We start from the raw sequence: 17,113 nt of genomic DNA, 5'->3' as shown, positions 1-17,113 counted from the left end.
TTGCGCACCGCCACCGGCATGGCTATCAGACCGCCATTGGCGAGGCTTGAAAGGGACCCGATGGCGGACGAAGGACTCATTGCGGCAGACGAGGCGTCGAACGTCGTCGCACGCCTGAAGCGCCGCATGATCGACGAGGCACTGCCGCTGTGGTCGACGGTCGGCTGGGATCACGCCGCGGGCGGCTTCATCGACCGGTTGCACCGTGACGGCGCGGCCGATGCGGCCGCGCCCCGGCGCGTGTTCGTCCAGGCACGCCAGATCTGGTGCTACGCCAAGGCGGCACAGATGGGTTGGTATCCCGACGGGCGCGCCATTGCGCTGAAGGGGCTGGAGCACCTGCTGGCCAAAGCGAAGGCGCCCGACGGCCGGCCCGGCTATGTGCACCGGCTGACGCCGGACGGATCGGTGCTGGATGCCCGGCGCGATGCCTATGACCACGCCTTCATCCTGTTTGCGCTCGCCAGCGTCTATGCGCTCGACCAGGACGCGCAGGTCCGCGCCGAGATCGATGCGCTGCTCGCCTTCCTCGACAGCCATCTGCGCTCGCCGCATGGTGGCGTTCACGAGGGCCTTCCGGTCTCGCTGCCGCGCCGGCAGAACCCGCATATGCATCTGTTCGAGGCGATGATCGCGTGCTTCGAGGCGACCCACGATCTGTCGTTCCAGAACCGTGCCGGGGAATTCTTTGCGCTGTTCCTGGCCAACCTCTACGACAAGCAGAAGCACGTATTGTCGGAGTATTTCGAGGAGGACTGGTCGAAGATCGAGCCGGTCAGCGTCGAGCCGGGCCACCAGGCGGAATGGGTCTGGCTGCTGAAGGGTTTTGAACGCATTACAGGCTGCCCGACCCGCCAGCGGCGTGCGGAATTGCTGGAGACCTCGCTGCGCTATCGTGACGAGGCGACGGGCTGCCTCGTCGACGAGGGCGATGCGAGCGGCAACATCCGCCGCAGCACGCGCCGGCTGTGGCCGCAGACGGAGATCGCGAAGGCCTGGATCGCGCAGGCCGAGTCCGGCGAGGCGGGTGCGGCGGACGAGGCGCGCGCGGCGCTGGTGCGGCTCGAACGGCATTATCTCAGCCATCCCGTGAAGGGCGGCTGGTACGACCAGTTCGACCGCGACGGCAAATCGCTGATCGACACCATTCCTGCGTCGTCGTTCTACCATGTTCTCTGCGCGGTCACGGAAGCGGAGCAGGTGCTGGAGGGTTAAAGCCAGCGCTTGCGCCGCTTGAAGCTCTTGAGGTTCTTGAAGCTCTTGCGCTGGTCGCCGGCGCCGCCGAGGTAGAATTCCTTGACGTCCTCGTTGTCGCGCAGTTCGTCGGCGCTGCCGTCGAGCACGACCTTGCCCTGCTCCATGATGTAACCGTGGCTCGCCACGGAAAGCGCAGCGCGCGCATTCTGCTCGACCAGGAGGATGGTGACGCCGAGATCGCGGTTGATCTTCTGAATGATCGAGAACACCTCTTTCACCAGCAGCGGCGACAAGCCCATCGAGGGCTCGTCCATCAGGATCATCTTGGGGCGGGCCATCAGCGCGCGGCCGATCGCGAGCATCTGCTGCTCACCGCCGGAGAGATAACCGGCAAGGCCGGTGCGCTCCTTCAGGCGCGGGAAGTAGCTGAAGACCATGTCGAGGTCGGCATCGACCTCGCGGTCTCTGCGGGTGAAGGCGCCGAGCTTGAGGTTCTCGAGCGACGTCATGTCGGCGACGATGCGTCGGCCCTCCATCACCTGGAAGATGCCGCGGCGGACGATCTTGTCGGGATCGATGCCGTTGATCCGCTCGCCTTCGAACAGGATCTCGCCGCGCGTGACTTCGCCGTCCTCGGTCTTGAGCAGCCCCGAGATCGCCTTGAGCGTCGTCGACTTGCCGGCGCCGTTGGCCCCGAGCAGGGCCACGATCGCGCCCTTGGGCACGTCGAGGCTGAGGCCGCGCAGCACCAGGATGACGTCGTCGTAGACGACCTCGATGTTGCGCACGGCGAGGAGGGCGGCGGGGGCCACAGCGGTGGGAGTTGAGCGGGTTCCTTCAATGATTTGGGACATGCGTCTTCATTCTCCGCCGTCGTCACCCGCGAAGGCGGGTGACCCAGTATTCCAGAGGCGCCGGAGATTCATCGCGAAGCCGCGGCGTACTGGATCCCCCGCCTTCGCGGGGGATGACAGTTGTGTTTGGCGAACGGCGTGGCTCACCACCCCAGCAGTTCCGGCTTGCGCGGCAGCTCCACGGTCTTGACCTTCTCGAGCTTGATCGTGCCCTTGGCCATGAGATCGTTGAGGTCGCCATCGGTCGCACCCGAGATCTTGGTGCGATAGAGATCCACCTTCAGCGTGCCGCGGTGGTCCTTCTCGGTCCAGGTCGAGGGATTGCAGACGCCCTCCATGCCTGATGGCACCCAGTCCTTCTTCTGGTGGAAGCCCTTGGCGACGTTCTCGCCGGTGGCGCCGCCGTTCTTGGCGGCCCAGTCGAGCGCTTCCTTCATGTACAGCGCCGAGCAGACGGCCGCGACGTAGTGCACGGGACGATAGACCTTGCCGCTGGCGTCGGACATCTTCGAGATCTCCATCAGCGTCTTCATGCCGGGCGCATCGCCGCCCCAGCTCACCGCTGTACGCAGCGGGAAGATCACGCCGTTGGCCGCATCGCCCGCGGTCTTGGCGGCGTTCTCGTCCATGCCCCAGACGTTGCCGAGGAACTGGATCTCCACGCCGGCGGTCTTGCAGGCCTTCATCACCGAGATGTTGGAGGCCGCGGTGTTGCCGAGATAGGCGTAGTTGGCGCCCGAGGATTTCAGGCTGAGGCACTGTGCGCTGTAGTCACCGGGCGTCAGAGCGAATATCAGCGGCGGCAGCACCTCGAAGCCGAGCTCCTGCGCCATGGCTTCGCCGGCAGCCTTCGGCGCATTCGGATAGGGATGATTGGCACCCATGTGCACGAATTTGGGCTTGCCGGACTTGCCCTTGGCCTTCCAGTCCTCAGCCGCCCACATCAGCATCGCGCGCAAGGCGTCCGAATAACTCGGGCCGTAGAAGAAATTGTAAGGGGCGGGCTTGGCCTTGCCGCTGACGCCCTCGGGATCGGTCAGCGCCGCGGCGTAGGAGCCGGACATGTCGGGGATCTTGTCCTGGGCGAGGAAGCCGGTCAGCGCTTCGGTGTCGGCGGTGCCCCAGCCCATGATCGCGGCGACCTTGCCGTCCGGCGCCGACCATTTCTTGTAGAGCGCGATCGCGCGGGGCACCTGGTAGCCATAATCGTTGGTGTCGAGGTTGACCTGCTTGCCGCCGATGCCGCCGTTCTTGTTGACCCAGGCGAAGGTGTCGGCGACGGCCTGTCCAAACGGCGTGCCGACGTCGGAGGTGCCGCCGGAATAATCGGCGAGATGCCCGATCGCGATCTGCGCCTGCGCGCCTGCCGAGTATGCGGCAATCGCGAGCGCGAGCGAGGCGGTGCTCAAAAGGGACTTCATCTTCATGGGTCGGTTCCTCCTGTTTATTGTTTAAGTGAAGTTACCCGTGCTCAATGCGAGAACGGGTAGAGTTTCCAGTACGCCTTGATCTGCCGCCAGCGATGCGCGAGCCCGTCAGGCTCGAACATCAGGAATGCGATGATGATCACCCCGATCGCGATCTCGCGCAGGAAGGTGATGTTATTGTTGAGCGACAGCGCCTTGTCGATCGCACCGCCCTTGAGATAGTGGCTGACGAACTCCATCGCCTCGGGCAGCAGCACCACGAAGGCGGTGCCCATCAGCGTGCCCATGATCGAGCCGGTGCCGCCGATGATGATCATGGCGAGGAACAGGATCGAGCGCTCGATGCCGAAACCTTCCTGCGAGACCACGAGCTGGTAATGCGCATAGAGCGCGCCTGCGATGCCGGCGAAGAAGGCGGCAAGGCCGAACGACAGCGTGCGGTACTTGGTGAGGTTGATGCCCATGATCTCCGCGGACAGATAATGGTCGCGGATCGCCACCAGCGCGCGGCCATCCCGCGTGCGCATCAGGTTGGTGACGAGGATGTAGCTCAACAGCACATAGGCGAGCACGACGTAGAAATACTGCCGGTCGCCCCGCAGCGTATAACCGAAGATCGAGAACGGCTCGGCGCTCGCCGGCACCGAGCCGCCCGAGAACCATTCGGCGCGGGAGAAGAAGTCGAGCAGGATATATTGCGCGGCCAGCGTCGCGATGACGAGGTAGAGCCCCTTCAGCCGCGCGGCGGGGATGCCGAAGATCAGTCCGACCAGCGCCGTCACGAGCCCCGCGAGCGGGATCGCGAAGAACACCGGGATCGGCGCGTTGTTGGAGATGTAGGCCGAGGTGAAGGCGCCGAGCAGGAAGAAGGCGGCGTGTCCGATCGAGATCTGGCCGGTGAAGCCGACCAGGATATTGAGGCCGAGCGCCGCGATCGAGAAGATGCCGATCTGGATCAAAATGCTGAGCCAGTAGCCGCTGAAGAATTGCGGCGCGAGGCAGAGCAGCGCGACGCCTGCTATCGCGAAGTTGCGGCTGGTGGTGGTCGGGAAGATCGTGGTGTCCGCGGCGTAAGTGGTGCGGAAATCACCAGCGGGGATGAGGGCAGGGCCGGCCATGGATCAGATCCGCTCGATGTCGTGGGTGCCGAACAGGCCGTAGGGCTTGATCATCAGCACGATGATGAGGACGTAGAACGGCGCGATCTCATAGAGATTGCCCCAGTGCAGATACTCGCTGTCGACATATTGGGCGACGTTCTCCAGCAGCCCGATGATGATGCCGCCGAGCACGGCGCCGCCGACGGAATCGAGCCCGCCGAGGATCGCCGCCGGGAACACCTTGATGCCATAGGCGGCGAGACCCGAGGACACGCCATTGACCACGGCGACGACGACGCCGGCGACGGCCGACACCGTCGCCGAGATCGCCCAGGCCATCGCGAACACGCTCTTGACGGAAATGCCGAGCGACTGCGCGACCTGCTGGTTGAACGCGGTGGCGCGCATCGCAAGGCCGTACTTCGAAGCGCGGAAGAACCAGGCCATGCCGATCATCATGGCGACCGACACGACGAGGCTCATGACATAGACGGTCTGGATCTGCAGCCCGAGCAGGCTGACCGACTGGCTCTCGAACACGCGCGGGAACGGCTGCGGATTGACGCCGAACATCCATTTCAGCGTCGCCTGCAGCACGGTGGAGAGGCCGATCGTCACCATGATCACCGAAATGATGGGCTCGCCGATCATCGGCCGCAGGATCAGGACCTGCACCGCGATGCCGAACACGAACATGAACACCAGCGTGATCGGCATGCCGATCCAGAACGGCACCTGGTATTTCGCGAGCAAGGCCCAGCACACCCAGGCGCCGACCAGCAGCAGCTCGCCTTGCGCGAAGTTGACGACCTGCGTCGCCTTGTAGATCAGCACGAACGACATCGCGACCACGCCATAGAGCGTGCCGACCACGAGGCCGTTGACCAGGAGCTGGATGAGGAAGGCGGTGTTCATTTATGGTCTCCTGCTGCACCCGCATCGTCATTGCGAGCGCAGCGAAGCAATCCAGTATCTTTCCGCGGAGACAGTCTGGATTGCTTCGCTGCGCTCGCAATGACGGAGTGCATACGGGATAGCCGTGCCGCAAGCGGGGAGAGGCGAAGGGCGGCGCCCCGCGTGACGATCACCTGTGTCACTCCGCAGCCTCCGCCATGTGCCCGTGCCCGCCGAGGTCCACCACGCGGAGCGTCGTTCGCACGCGCTGCGTGGTGCCGTCCTGGAAGCGGATCACGGTGTCGACGGGGATGTTGGCATCGCCGCGGTAGATGGCATCGATGATGCCGGCGTATTTCTCGTTGATGACGCCGCGTCGCACCTTTCGCGTCCGGGTGAGCTCGCCGTCGTCGGCATCTAACTCCTTATAGAGCAGCAGGAAGCGCGAGATGCGCTGCGCCGGCGGCAGCGTGGCGTTGACGGTCTCGACCTCTTTCTGCAGCAGCGCATAGACCTCCGGCCGTGAGGCGAGATCGCTGTAGGTCGTGAAGGAGAGGCGGTTCTTCTCCGCCCATTTCGAAATGATGGAGTAGCGGATGCAGATCATGGCCGCGAGCGCCTCGCGGCCGGCACCAAGCACCACGGCTTCGGCGATATAGGGCGAGAATTTCAGCTTGTTCTCGATGAATTGCGGCGAGAAGCGCTCGCCGCGGGAAGTCTCGGCGAGATCCTTGATGCGGTCGATCACGACGAGCTGGTTGTTGGCGTTGAAATAGCCGGCATCGCCCGAGCACATCCAGCCGTCCTTGATGTCGGCGACGCTGGCCTCGGGATTCTTGTAGTAGCCGAGGAACATGTTGGGGTGCCGGACGACGATCTCGCCGACGCCGTGGACGTCGGCATTGTCGATGCGGATCTCGACGCTGTCGGCCATCGGCACGCCGGTGGTATCAGGGTCGACCTTGCCCTCGGGGTGCAGCGTATAGGCCCCGAGCAGCTCGGTCTGGCCGTAGAGCGTGCGCAACGGCACGCCCATGGCCTGGAAGAACTTGAAGGTGTCGGGGCCGAGCGCCGCGCCGCCGGTCGCGGCCGAGCGCAGCCGGGTGAAGCCGAGCCGGTCGCGCAGCGCGCGAAACAGGATCGCGTCGGCAAAGCCGGAGCGCTTGCCCTGTTCGAGCGCGGCAAGGCCGCTCTTCATGCCGACATCGAAAAGGCGCTGCTTGAAGGGCGTTGCGTCCATCACCTTGGCGCGGACATCGGCGGCGATGGATTCCCAGACGCGGGGAGCGAACAGCACGAAGGTCGGTGCGATCTCGCGCAGATCGTTCATCATCGTGTCGGGCTCTTCGACGAAGTTGATCTTCATCCGGCAGAGCAGACCTTTGCCGAGCACGTAGACCTGTTCCATGATCCAGGGCAGCGGCAGCACCGAGACATATTCGTCGTCGGGGCCCTTGGGGTCGAAGGCGAGATAGGTCGCGCAATGGCCGAGCACGCGGCCGGCGGCGAGCATCGCGAGCTTCGGATGCGAGGTGGTGCCTGAGGTGGTGCAGAGGATCGCGACGTCCTCGCCCTTGGTGGCGTCGACCAGTCTGTCGTAAAGCTCCGGCTCGCGTGCGGCGCGGGCGCGGCCGAGCTCGGCGAACTTCGCCGCCGACATCAGGCGCGGGTCGTCGTATTTCCGCATTCCGCGCGGATCGGAATAGATGATGTGCTTCAGCTTCGGCACGCGTTCGGCGAGGGTAAGCAGCTTGTCGACCTGCTCCTCGTCCTCGGCGAAGACCAGCTGCGCCTCGCCATAGGTGAGGAGATAGGAAGCCTCCTCGTCCAGCACGTCGCGATAGAGCCCCAGGCTGAGGCCGCCAATGGCATGCGTTGCGACTTCTGCCGCGACCCAGTCCGGCCGGTTGTCGCCGATGATGCCGATGACATCGCCGCGACCAAGGCCGAGCTCGACGAGACCGAGCGCGAAATCGCGCACGCGGGCCTGATAGTCGCTCCAGGTGAAGATACGCCAGAGCCCGAGATCCTTCTCGCGCATTGCGATCTCGTTGCGGTGCTCCCTGGCATTGAGCCGGAGCAACTTCGGATAGGTGTCGGCCTGCGCGACGCGGCCCGCATAATCCATCATGCCGCGCTCTCCTGCGCCGGAGAGGCATCATCGGGATCGACCAGCACCTCGTCCTCTTCGCCGAGATAGGCGCGCCTGACGTGGGGATCGGCGAGCACGGTCGCCGGATCGCCCTCGGCGATCTTCTTGCCGAAATCCAGCACCATGACGCGGTGGGAGATGTCCATCACCACGCCCATGTCGTGCTCGATCATCACCACCGTCATCCCGAACTCCTCGTTGAGATCGACGATGTAGCGGGCCATGTCCTCCTTCTCCTCGAAATTCATGCCGGCCATCGGCTCGTCGAGGAGGATCAGGCGCGGCTCCAGCGCCATGGCGCGGGCGAGCTCCACGCGCTTACGCAGGCCGTAGGAGAGGGTGCCGGCCGTGGCCTTGCGCACCGACTGCAGATCGAGGAAGTCGATGATCTCTTCCACCTTGCGGCGGTGCTCGAGCTCCTCCTTGCGCGCGCCGGTGAGCCAGTACAGCGAGCCCGTGAGGAAATTGTTCTTCAGGAGGTGATGGCGGCCGACCATGATGTTGTCGAGCACGCTCATGTGGTGGAACAGCGCGAGATTCTGAAAGGTGCGGCCGATGCCGAGCGAGGCGCGGGCATTCGGCGTCAGGCCGGTGATGTCGCGGTCCTGATAGAACAGCTGGCCTTCGGTCGGCTTGTAGCGGCCGGAAATACAGTTCACGATCGAGGTCTTGCCGGCGCCGTTGGGGCCGATGATCGAGAACAGCTCGCCTTCCCTGATGGCGAAGCTGACATCGGTCAGCGCACGGACGCCGCCGAATCGCAAGGACACGCCGCGCACTTCGAGACTGGTAGCCACCAAACGAATCCCTCCCGGTGATGGCGCTTTATTGGCGCTCTTGTCCGTTCCTGTCAGGCGATCCTAGTACGGTCGTGCCGGCCAGACCATGCAGCTATTGGTCTCGACCGGACCGGCGCACCTTCGTTCCCGTGAGGGATCAAAAGCCGCATCGCCCGAGGTGGTCCTCAATAGGGGAAAGCGCTATTTTGAAATGTCTCCGACCTGACAATTCTGCGACAAAGTTTGTCGGGCCGAGCGGCTCTTCATCTTTCGTCGGATGGGTGGCCGAAGCGACTCTGTTGCAGTGCAACAGAAGCATGGAGTGACAGAACGGTGCGGCTGGCTTCGAGATCATGATTTCAGAGGATCATCTGAAGCGCGTTGCCGCCTGGTCGCGCGAGCTCACACAAGCCGAGATCGAGGTCGCGCGTGCCGGAATCACCGAGCGGTCCTACGGCACCGGCGAGAGCGTGTTCATGCGCGGTGATATTTTTGCCTATTGGGCCGGCATGGTGAGCGGCCTTGCCCGGATGGGCGGGGTCTCGCGCGACGGCAAGGAGACCAGCCTTGCCGGGCTGACGGCAGGGGCCTGGTTCGGCGAGGGCAGCGTGCTCAAGAACGAGCCGCGCCGCTACGACGTGGTCGCGCTGCGCGACAGCCGCGTCGCCCTGATGGAACGCAGCGCCTTCATGTGGCTGTTCGAGAACAGCGTCGGCTTCAACCGCTTCCTGGTGCGCCAGCTCAACGAGCGGCTCGGCCAGTTCATCGGCATGCTCGAGGTTAACCGCACACTCGATGCCACCGCGCGCCTCGCCCGCAGCATCGCATCCCTGTTCAACCCGATTCTCTATCCCGAATCGACCGCGCATCTGGAGATCACCCAGGAGGAGATTGGCGCGCTGTCCGGCATGTCCCGCCAGAACGCCAATCGCGCGCTGAACCGGCTGGAGAAAGAGGGGCTGCTGCGGCTGGAATATGGCGGGGTCACCATCCTCGATATCGGGCGGCTCGGGAGCTACGGCGAGGAACGATGATCTGGGCATTTGCGGTGCTTCCGTGCTCATAGAGTTCGACCATCGCGCGTCGGACTCGCCTTACGTCGAGCGGGTATGGCGCAGCCGGAGCCGGCGTGGCGGCTCGTTCCTGTCGATGGCCGAGGGAAATATCGAGCTTGTGGTCACCAGGCTCCCGGAGCTTCTGGCGGTGACGCTCCGAGGGCCGGTCACCCGCGGGACACTCGTCGAATGTCCCGCGAATGGCGAATGGCTCGCGATACGGTTTCGGCTGGGAACCTACCTGCCGCAGATACCGACCAGCGCACTGATCGACCATCAAAACATGCAGCTGCCGGTGCTGCCCAGCGGCCGTTTTCTGTTTTCTGGTCTGAGCTGGGACATTCCAGGCTACGACGATGCGGAAAGTCTCGTCGCTCGCATGGCCCGCGCGGGTGTCATCGCACGCAGCCACGCGACCGATGCGGCGATCGAGGGCGACGTCGACTGGATGAGCCGGCGTTCGGTTCAGCGCCACTTTCGCCGCGTTACGGGCATGACGTTCAGCAGCCATCAACAGATCCAGCGAGCGCGTCACGCCGCGGCCTTGCTGGTGAGCGGCAGCTCCGTTCTCGACGCGACATCGGGCGCCGGCTATTTCGATCAAGCCCATCTCACCCGCGCGGTCAGGCAACTGATCGGCATGACGCCTGCGCGCCTCTCGCGCGAACGGCCGCAATTGTCGTTTTCGTACAAGACGACTACTTCCTGACCGCAATATCTCTGGATCGCTCCGGCCTCGCTGGTGGAGCGAACATCGGAGGAGCGCTGCGGTGAGTTTTAAGGCCTATCTCGACAATATTCAGGCCAAGACCGGCAAGAGCCCGGACCAATTTCGCAAATGGGGCAAGGACCGGGGTTTTTCGACCGGGACGGGACTGGCGGCCGGCGTGAAAGCGGGTGCCATCGTGGCCGCGCTCAAGGACGAGTTCGGCCTTGGCCACGGCCATGCGATGGCCATCGTCGCGCTTCTCAAGGGGAAGGCGTCGTAGGTGATGACAATGTACAAGTCGAGACATGTGGCCGGCTGCGTCATGAGCGGGCTCGTGATTGCCTTCATGCTGTTTGATGCCGGGATGAAGCTCGTCCCGTTGGACGTCGTGATCAAGGCGACCGCCGAGCTCGGCTATCTCCCGTCGGCCGATCTGGCGCGCGCGCTGGGCGTGGTGGCGCTGGCCTGCACCGCGCTCTACGCCTTGCCGCGAACGGCCGTGCTCGGTGCGATCCTGCTGACCGCCTATATGGGCGGCACCGTGGCGGTTCACTTGCGGGTCGGCAACCCGCTCTTCAGCCATATGCTGTTCGGCGTCTATCTTGCCGTTTTTGCCTGGGGCGGTCTCTATTTGCGCGATTCGCGTGTGGCGGCCTTGCTTCCGCTGAGATCGCCGCCGGCGAAGATCTGACGTCGTTGCGCAGACGCCGTCATCGCGCATTGGCCGGCGCGTGCACCGGCCAGAGGTCGGCACGCCAGCGGATCGCGATCGCCAGCATCGCGACGAATCCTGCGACGGCATAGAGCGAGCCCGTCGCGGAATAGCCGATGACGTCGATCAGGCTGCCGGCCGCGAGCAGTCCGATCGGCAAGCCATAGATCACCATCATGCGCACGCCCATGACGCGGCCGCGCAGATGTGCGCTCGCGGTGCGCATCAGGATGACGGCTGCCGAGATCATCGACATGCTCTGGGCGATGCCGGCGAGGACGAGGCAGGCCATCGCCACCGGCATCGTCCTGACCTCGACGAACACCAGCAGCATGACGTACCAGGCCAGCGTTGCGCCGATCAGAAGCCGGGCAATGCGCACGCCACCGACCAGGCTGAGCGTGATGGACCCGATCAACGAGCCGACGGCGAAGCTCGCCGAGAGATAACCGAGGCCGGTCTGGTCGGTATGAAAGATCTCCCGCGCGATGTAGGGCAACAATCCGCCCGTGAAGGGAAATGCGGTGAGGTTGGCCAGGAAGGCGACGCACAGCGCCGCGCGCATCCCCGGGCCGTTCCAGGCATAGACGATCCCCTCTTTGAGGTCGCCAAACAGCCGCGAAACGGCGTGGCTGTTTGCGGGAAGATCGCTCGTGGTGACCGTCCTTTTCGGCCGGGTCAGGCAGAGCATGAGCAGCGCTGCGGTGAAGTAAAGGCAGGCGACCGCCACATAGACAAGGCCGATACCGAGCACGGCGAACAGTCCGGCGCCCGTCAACGCTCCGGCAATGCGCGCGCTGTCCTGGGTCGTGCGCGCAACGCTGATGGCGCCCACCAGCTGCTCGGCCGGCATGATATCGGCGAGCAGCGCGCCGCGCACGCCGAGATCGGAGGGGCGAATCAAGCCCATGACCGTGACGATGATCATGACGCTCAGCGGCGACAGATGACCGCTCAGCGCCAGGACCATGATGGTCGACGAGAGCGCCGTATAGGCAAGACGCATCGCGACCAGGAGATCGCGATGGCCGATGCGGTCGCCGATCATGCCGAACACGGGCGCGACCAATGTTCCGACGAACTGGAGTGAAGCGAGCACGGTGAGCAGCAGCACCGAGCCGGTCTGGACGATGATGTACCAGCCGAGCACCAGCGTCTCGACCTCGAAGGCCCAGGAGGTGAGCAGGTCGGACGGCCACTGGAAGCGGTAGTTGCGGATGCGGAATGGCGCGAGCGCCGAAGGTCGTGCGGTGGCGCTCACGACGCGATGACGCGTGTCACGGCGATTCCCTTAACGTTTGTTGTTTCTTCTTGCGGTCGCGCAACCTAACGCTGGCGATGCCGGTGTCAATCGCGGCCGCCGCAGGCCGCCTCCGCGTTCGGCTCTTACCTCGCTGCGCTTGCCGCCTTCCTGTCAGCCAACGCACTTGCCATGGCCGAGATCAGGGGACGCATGAAATAGGCTTCGTCAGCCGGCGAGACGTCGGTGCGCAAGCCATGCGCTGCGAGCTCGCCGGAAACCGCCGGGCCGACCGATGCGATCAATGTGCGTTCGAGACCTGCGCGCAGCTTCGTCTCGCTGCCGTGCGCCTTGGCAGCCTCGATCAGCCGACGGACCTGGCCGAGATTGGTGAGGGCCATCGAGTCGATGCGTCCCTCTGCCATGTCGTCAATGGCGGCGACGATGCTGGCATCGGCGGCCTTGGAATCGTAGACGTAGGGCAGCACGGTATCGACGGTGGCACCTTGCGCGGCCAGCGCGCCGGTCAGCGCGCTGTGGTCCTTGTCGGGATAAAGCTGGAGACCGAGGCGCCGCCCCTTCAGGTCGAGCTTGGCCAGCATCTCGATCACGCCTTCGGAGGTCGGCTTCTCAGTGGTCTGCTGCGCCTCGAGGCCGATCTCGCGCAATGCCTTGCCCGGCTTCGGGCCGCGGCTAAATTTTCGCGCTTGGGCGAGCACAGCGATAAGGGCGGCGTCGAGCCCACGGGCGCGGGCGAGCTTCATGATGCGGCGCAGGCCTTCGCCAGTCATCAGCACGAGATCGTCGAACGGCTTGTCGATGGCACGGCGGATCCAGGCCTCGACTGGCGCCGGATCCGGTGCATCGCGGATGGTGAACATCGGGCACTGCACGACCTCGGCGCCTTGCTCGGCCAGAAGCTTGGAGAACTGCGCCTCCTCGCGCGTTTCCAGGATCAGGATGCGGTAGCCGTTCAAGCGGTCGGCCATGGGGATGCTCCGGTGAGAATTCGCAATTGTCCGTTCATCCTGACTCCGCGCTTGGGATTGGCGCAAGGGCGGGGTCGGTGCTAGAGCAGGGCGCAAATCGCTGGATCGTTCCGCTGCACAAACCTTCATCAAGAGCCGAGCCTTGCCCGACCATCAATATGTTCTGACCCTGTCCTGCCCGGATCGCCCCGGCATCGTCTCGGCGGTGTCGACGTTTCTTGCTCATAACGGACAGAACATCCTCGACGCCCAGCAGTTCGACGACGTCGAGACCAAGAAATTCTTCATGCGGGTGGTGTTCACCGCAGCCGACCTTGCCGTGGAGCTGTCGGCGCTCCAGACCGGCTTTGCCGCGATCGCCGAGCGTTTCGGCATGGAATGGCAGATGCGCGACCGCGCCGCGCATCGCAAGGTGATGCTGCTGGTGTCAAAGTCCGACCACTGCCTGGTCGACATCCTCTATCGCTGGCGCACCGGCGAATTGCCGATGGTTCCGACCGCGATCGTCTCCAACCATCCACGCGAGGTCTATGCCGGGCTCGATTTCGGCGGCATCCCGTTCCACCACCTGCCCGTCACCAAGGAGACCAAGCGCGAGCAGGAGGCGCAGATCATGGACCTCGTCGGCAAGACGAAGACTGATCTGGTGGTGCTCGCCCGCTACATGCAGATCCTGTCCGACGATCTCTCGGCAAAGCTGTCGGGGCGCTGCATCAACATCCACCACTCGTTCCTGCCGGGCTTCAAGGGCGCCAAACCCTATCACCAGGCGCATGAGCGCGGCGTCAAGCTGATCGGCGCCACCGCGCACTACGTCACGCGCGATCTCGACGAGGGCCCGATCATCGACCAGGACGTCGAGCGCATCAGCCATCGCGACACGCCGGAAGATCTGGTCCGCAAAGGGCGCGACATCGAGCGCCGCGTGTTGGCGCGGGCCATTCGCTACCATCTCGACGACCGCGTCATCCTCAACGGCCGCAAGACCGTGGTGTTCGTGGATTAGCGCACCGCGCCAGCCGACGTCGTCCCCGTCGCGCCCTTCTGGGCCTGCTCTTCCTTCTCGCGATCGGCCGCCGGCATCAGCCGCTTGCGTTCGCGTTCTTTCATGTAGGCGTCGTATTGCGGCGTGCCGGGTCGCGGCGGCGCATCGGCGGGCAGGCCGCCGGCCCATTGCGGGACGTAGTCGCCCATGCCGGCGGAGAGCTTTTCATTGACCGTCCCGCAGCCTGCAAGAATGGGAGCTAGCAGGGCAACTGCAGCGGCGATCGAAAGCGAACGGGAACTCATAGACATCTCTGGTCGTGCCCGATCGGGCACGGATGGAGGAGCGCTGGATAGGCGTCAGCGGCGAACCATAGCTCTCAATATGTAAAATTGGCCTATTCGAGGGTGGGCGAAGCTGTATACAGATAAGGTATTATAGTAGGCGATTTTAGCGCTTGATGGGGTGGCTGCAGTTGGTACGGTATACATCGCGTATTTGTCGTTCGATGCCCGCGCAGGGGCTTTTTCGTTGACAGGACCAGTTTATTTGTACAATCGTACAAATATCATCCCGCCGTCGTTGAGGCAGATCGTGCGGCTTGCGCCGAATGGTCGCCCAACGTCCGATTGACAACGGGGTTGCAGAGGACGCCATGTGGCCGCACGGCATGGCTTGTCCGTCAGTGAAGCGCGGCAAGGACCGGGCACTCGGTCCGGCGCACAAGAGGTGAGGAATGAAGGGGAGGGACATCTGATGTTCGAACGCAGGATTTTTTCACGCACCGCAGGGGTCGTTGCCATCGCGGGACTTGCGGCCGTCGCGCCCGCCAAGGCGGAAGACGCGGTCAAGATCGGGCTGATCCTGCCGATGACCGGCGGTCAGGCCTCGACCGGCAAGCAGATCGAGAACGCGATCAAGCTCTACATGCAGCAGAAGGGCGACACCGTCGCCGGCAAGAAGGTCGAGATCATCCTGAAGGACGACGCTGCGATCCCGGACAAGACCAAGACCGCCGCGCAGGAGCTGATCGTCAACGACAAGGTCAATTTCATCGCCGGCTTCGGCGTGACTCCGGCCGCGCTCGCCGCAGCGCCGCTCGCAACGCAGGCCAAGATCCCGGAAGTCGTGATGGCGGCGGGCACCTCCATCATCACCGAGCGTTCGCCCTATATCGTGCGCACCAGCTTCACGCTGGCGCAGTCCTCGACCATCATCGGCGACTGGGCGGTGAAGAACGGCATCAAGAAGGTCGCGACGCTGACTTCGGACTACGCGCCGGGCAATGACGCGCTGAACTTCTTCAAGCAGAACTTCACCGCGGGCGGCGGCGAGGTGGTCGAAGAGGTCAAGGTCCCCCTGCAGAACCCCGACTTCGCCCCGTTCCTGCAGCGCATGAAGGATGCCAAGCCCGACGCCATCTTCGTGTTCGTGCCGGCGGGCCAGGGCGGCAACTTCATGAAGCAATATGCCGAGCGCGGCCTCGACAAGGCCGGCATCAAGGTGATTGGGCCCGGCGACGTCACCGACGACGATTTGCTCAACAATATGGGCGACGCCGTGCTCGGCACGGTCACCGCGCATCTCTACTCTGCGGCGCATCCGTCCGCGATGAATAAGGACTTCGTCGCGGCCTACAAGAAGGCCTTCGGCAACCGTCCCGGCTTCATGGCGGTGAGCGGCTACGACGGCATCCACCTGATCTACGAGGCGCTGAAGAAGACCGGTGGCGACACCAACGGCGACAAGCTGATCGAGGCGATGAAGGGCCAGAAGTGGGAGAGCCCGCGCGGTCCGATCTCGATCGACCCCGAGACCCGCGACATCGTTCAGAACATCTACATCCGCAAGGTCGAGAAGGTGGATGGCGAACTCTACAACGTCGAGTTCGCGACCTTCGAGGCCGTCAAGGATCTCGGCAAGACCAAGAAGTGACGCGCGAAAGCGCGTCATCCCGGGGCTCTCTCGGCATGCTCGCCTTACCTCTCCCGCTTGCGGGAGAGGTCGGCGCAAAGCGCCGGGTGAGGGCTCTCTCCTCTGGGGGAGTCTTCGTGTTGAAGCACCCTCTCCCCAACCCTCTCCCGCAAGCGGGAGAGGGAGTGCAGCACGGCCCTTGGCCAATTTGAGATGACCCTCGACTGCTGATGACCGCAATCCTCACCAACCTGTTCGATGGCGTCGCCTACGGCATGCTGCTGTTCGTGCTCGCCTGCGGGCTCGCGGTCACGCTCGGCCTGATGAACTTCGTCAATCTCGCCCACGGCGCCTTCGCGATGGCGGGGGGCTATATCTGCATGGTGCTGGTCAACCGGATGGGCTGGCCGTTCTTTGCCGCCCTGCCGCTCGCTTTCGTCTCCTCGGCTGCAATCGGCATCGCGCTCGAACGGACGCTGTACCGTCATCTCTACACCCGCAGCCATCTCGACCAGGTGCTGTTCACGATCGGCCTGACCTTCATGTCGGTGGCGGCCGTCGATTACATCCAGGGGTCCTCGCGGGTCTTCATCAATTTGCCTGCCGCACTACAAGGCCAGTTCGACCTGTTCGGCGTCGGCATCGGTCGCTACCGGCTCATGATCATCGTGATCTGCGGCCTGCTGACCATCGCGCTTCAAATGGTGCTGGCGAAGACGCGCTTCGGCAGCCGCCTGCGCGCTGCGGTCGATGATCCCCGCGCCGCGAGCGGTCTCGGCATCAATGTGCCGCAGGTGTTCGCCTTCACCTTTGCCTTCGGTTGCGGGCTCGCCGGCCTCGGCGGCGCGCTCAGCGCCGAGATCCTCGGCCTCGATCCGTATTTCCCGCTGAAGTTCATGATCTACTTCCTGATCGTGGTCACCGTCGGCGGCTCGTCCTCGATAACAGGCCCGTTCCTCGCCTCGCTGCTGCTCGGTATCGGGGACGTCGCCGGCAAATATTACGTGCCGAAGATGGGCCCCTTCGTGATCTACACCATGATGATCGTGATCCTGATCTGGCGACCGAACGGCCTGTTCGGCCGCACGGCCGCGCGTTGAGTTCAC

Annotated in this window: 17 protein-coding genes; 8 read left to right on the top strand and 9 right to left on the bottom strand. The window is 64.2% G+C overall.

The window, feature by feature from the left end:
- The first annotated feature begins 60 nt into the window (after positions 1–60).
- On the top strand, positions 61–1,215 hold the full coding sequence (locus DCG74_RS30655; protein WP_172785339.1) for an AGE family epimerase/isomerase: 1,155 nt from the start codon (positions 61–63) through the stop codon (positions 1,213–1,215).
- On the opposite strand, the gene DCG74_RS30650 is transcribed toward DCG74_RS30655, so the two are convergent.
- The 6 genes from DCG74_RS30650 to DCG74_RS30625 form a co-directional block, all read right to left on the bottom strand.
- Positions 1,212–2,051 (bottom strand): ABC transporter ATP-binding protein, encoded by an 840-nt coding sequence (locus DCG74_RS30650; protein ID WP_172785338.1) that lies wholly within the window; start codon positions 2,049–2,051, stop codon positions 1,212–1,214. The genes DCG74_RS30655 and DCG74_RS30650 overlap by 4 nt on opposite strands.
- Positions 2,052–2,194: 143 nt before the next feature.
- Positions 2,195–3,478 (bottom strand): ABC transporter substrate-binding protein, encoded by a 1,284-nt coding sequence (locus tag DCG74_RS30645; protein WP_172785337.1) that lies wholly within the window; start codon positions 3,476–3,478, stop codon positions 2,195–2,197.
- Positions 3,479–3,522: 44 nt separating this feature from the next.
- Positions 3,523–4,596, bottom strand: coding sequence for a branched-chain amino acid ABC transporter permease (locus tag DCG74_RS30640; protein WP_172785336.1), 1,074 nt, complete (start codon positions 4,594–4,596; stop codon positions 3,523–3,525).
- A gap of 3 nt (positions 4,597–4,599) precedes the next feature.
- A complete protein-coding gene (locus DCG74_RS30635) occupies positions 4,600–5,493 on the bottom strand; it encodes a branched-chain amino acid ABC transporter permease (RefSeq protein WP_157326827.1) in 894 nt (297 codons plus the stop codon).
- Between the two features lie 178 nt (positions 5,494–5,671).
- Complete coding sequence (locus DCG74_RS30630; RefSeq protein WP_172785335.1) at positions 5,672–7,603, bottom strand: long-chain fatty acid--CoA ligase; 1,932 nt, start codon at positions 7,601–7,603, stop codon at positions 5,672–5,674.
- On the bottom strand, positions 7,600–8,421 hold the full coding sequence (locus tag DCG74_RS30625; protein WP_172785334.1) for an ABC transporter ATP-binding protein: 822 nt from the start codon (positions 8,419–8,421) through the stop codon (positions 7,600–7,602). The genes DCG74_RS30630 and DCG74_RS30625 overlap by 4 nt, the downstream gene beginning before the upstream one ends.
- A 335-nt stretch (positions 8,422–8,756) precedes the next feature.
- Between DCG74_RS30625 and DCG74_RS30620 the strand changes: the two genes are divergently transcribed.
- From DCG74_RS30620 to DCG74_RS30605, 4 genes are all read left to right on the top strand, one after another.
- Positions 8,757–9,437, top strand: coding sequence for a Crp/Fnr family transcriptional regulator (locus DCG74_RS30620; RefSeq protein WP_172785333.1), 681 nt, complete (start codon positions 8,757–8,759; stop codon positions 9,435–9,437).
- A gap of 115 nt (positions 9,438–9,552) precedes the next feature.
- Positions 9,553–10,167: a helix-turn-helix transcriptional regulator gene (locus tag DCG74_RS30615; protein WP_172785332.1), complete on the top strand. Its 615-nt coding sequence runs from the start codon at positions 9,553–9,555 to the stop codon at positions 10,165–10,167.
- A gap of 61 nt (positions 10,168–10,228) precedes the next feature.
- The gene (locus tag DCG74_RS30610) at positions 10,229–10,447 is read left to right on the top strand and encodes a DUF4287 domain-containing protein (protein ID WP_172785331.1); all 219 of its coding nucleotides are present in this window, start codon (positions 10,229–10,231) and stop codon (positions 10,445–10,447) included.
- 9 nt (positions 10,448–10,456) lie between these two features.
- The gene (locus DCG74_RS30605) at positions 10,457–10,858 is read left to right on the top strand and encodes a DoxX family protein (RefSeq protein ID WP_373569499.1); all 402 of its coding nucleotides are present in this window, start codon (positions 10,457–10,459) and stop codon (positions 10,856–10,858) included.
- A gap of 19 nt (positions 10,859–10,877) precedes the next feature.
- Here the strand turns inward: DCG74_RS30605 and DCG74_RS30600 are convergent, their stop codons facing one another.
- Both DCG74_RS30600 and DCG74_RS30595 read right to left on the bottom strand, forming a co-directional pair.
- Complete coding sequence (locus DCG74_RS30600; RefSeq protein ID WP_172785329.1) at positions 10,878–12,140, bottom strand: MFS transporter; 1,263 nt, start codon at positions 12,138–12,140, stop codon at positions 10,878–10,880.
- Between the two features lie 125 nt (positions 12,141–12,265).
- On the bottom strand, positions 12,266–13,108 hold the full coding sequence (locus DCG74_RS30595; RefSeq protein WP_172785328.1) for a uroporphyrinogen-III synthase: 843 nt from the start codon (positions 13,106–13,108) through the stop codon (positions 12,266–12,268).
- A 142-nt stretch (positions 13,109–13,250) separates the two neighbouring features.
- On the opposite strand from DCG74_RS30595, the gene purU reads away from it, so the two are divergent.
- Entirely contained in the window at positions 13,251–14,114 is an 864-nt protein-coding gene (gene purU / locus DCG74_RS30590; RefSeq protein WP_172785327.1) for a formyltetrahydrofolate deformylase, read from the top strand.
- On the opposite strand, the gene DCG74_RS30585 is transcribed toward purU, so the two are convergent.
- Entirely contained in the window at positions 14,111–14,404 is a 294-nt protein-coding gene (locus tag DCG74_RS30585; RefSeq protein ID WP_172785326.1) for a hypothetical protein, read from the bottom strand. The genes purU and DCG74_RS30585 overlap by 4 nt on opposite strands.
- Positions 14,405–14,849: 445 nt before the next feature.
- Here DCG74_RS30585 and DCG74_RS30580 point away from each other — a divergent pair, with 445 nt between their 5' ends.
- Together DCG74_RS30580 and DCG74_RS30575 are read left to right on the top strand one after the other, a co-directional pair.
- Entirely contained in the window at positions 14,850–16,028 is a 1,179-nt protein-coding gene (locus DCG74_RS30580) for an ABC transporter substrate-binding protein (RefSeq protein ID WP_172785325.1), read from the top strand.
- A gap of 209 nt (positions 16,029–16,237) precedes the next feature.
- Positions 16,238–17,107, top strand: coding sequence for a branched-chain amino acid ABC transporter permease (locus DCG74_RS30575; protein ID WP_028137574.1), 870 nt, complete (start codon positions 16,238–16,240; stop codon positions 17,105–17,107).
- The last annotated feature ends 6 nt before the right edge of the window (positions 17,108–17,113 follow it).

The organism is Bradyrhizobium sp. WBAH42 (genome assembly GCF_024585265.1).
In the GTDB taxonomy this organism is placed as follows: domain Bacteria; phylum Pseudomonadota; class Alphaproteobacteria; order Rhizobiales; family Xanthobacteraceae; genus Bradyrhizobium.
The sequence above is the reverse complement of the archived record's forward strand: the minus strand, read 5'-3'. Positions and strand labels throughout refer to the sequence as shown.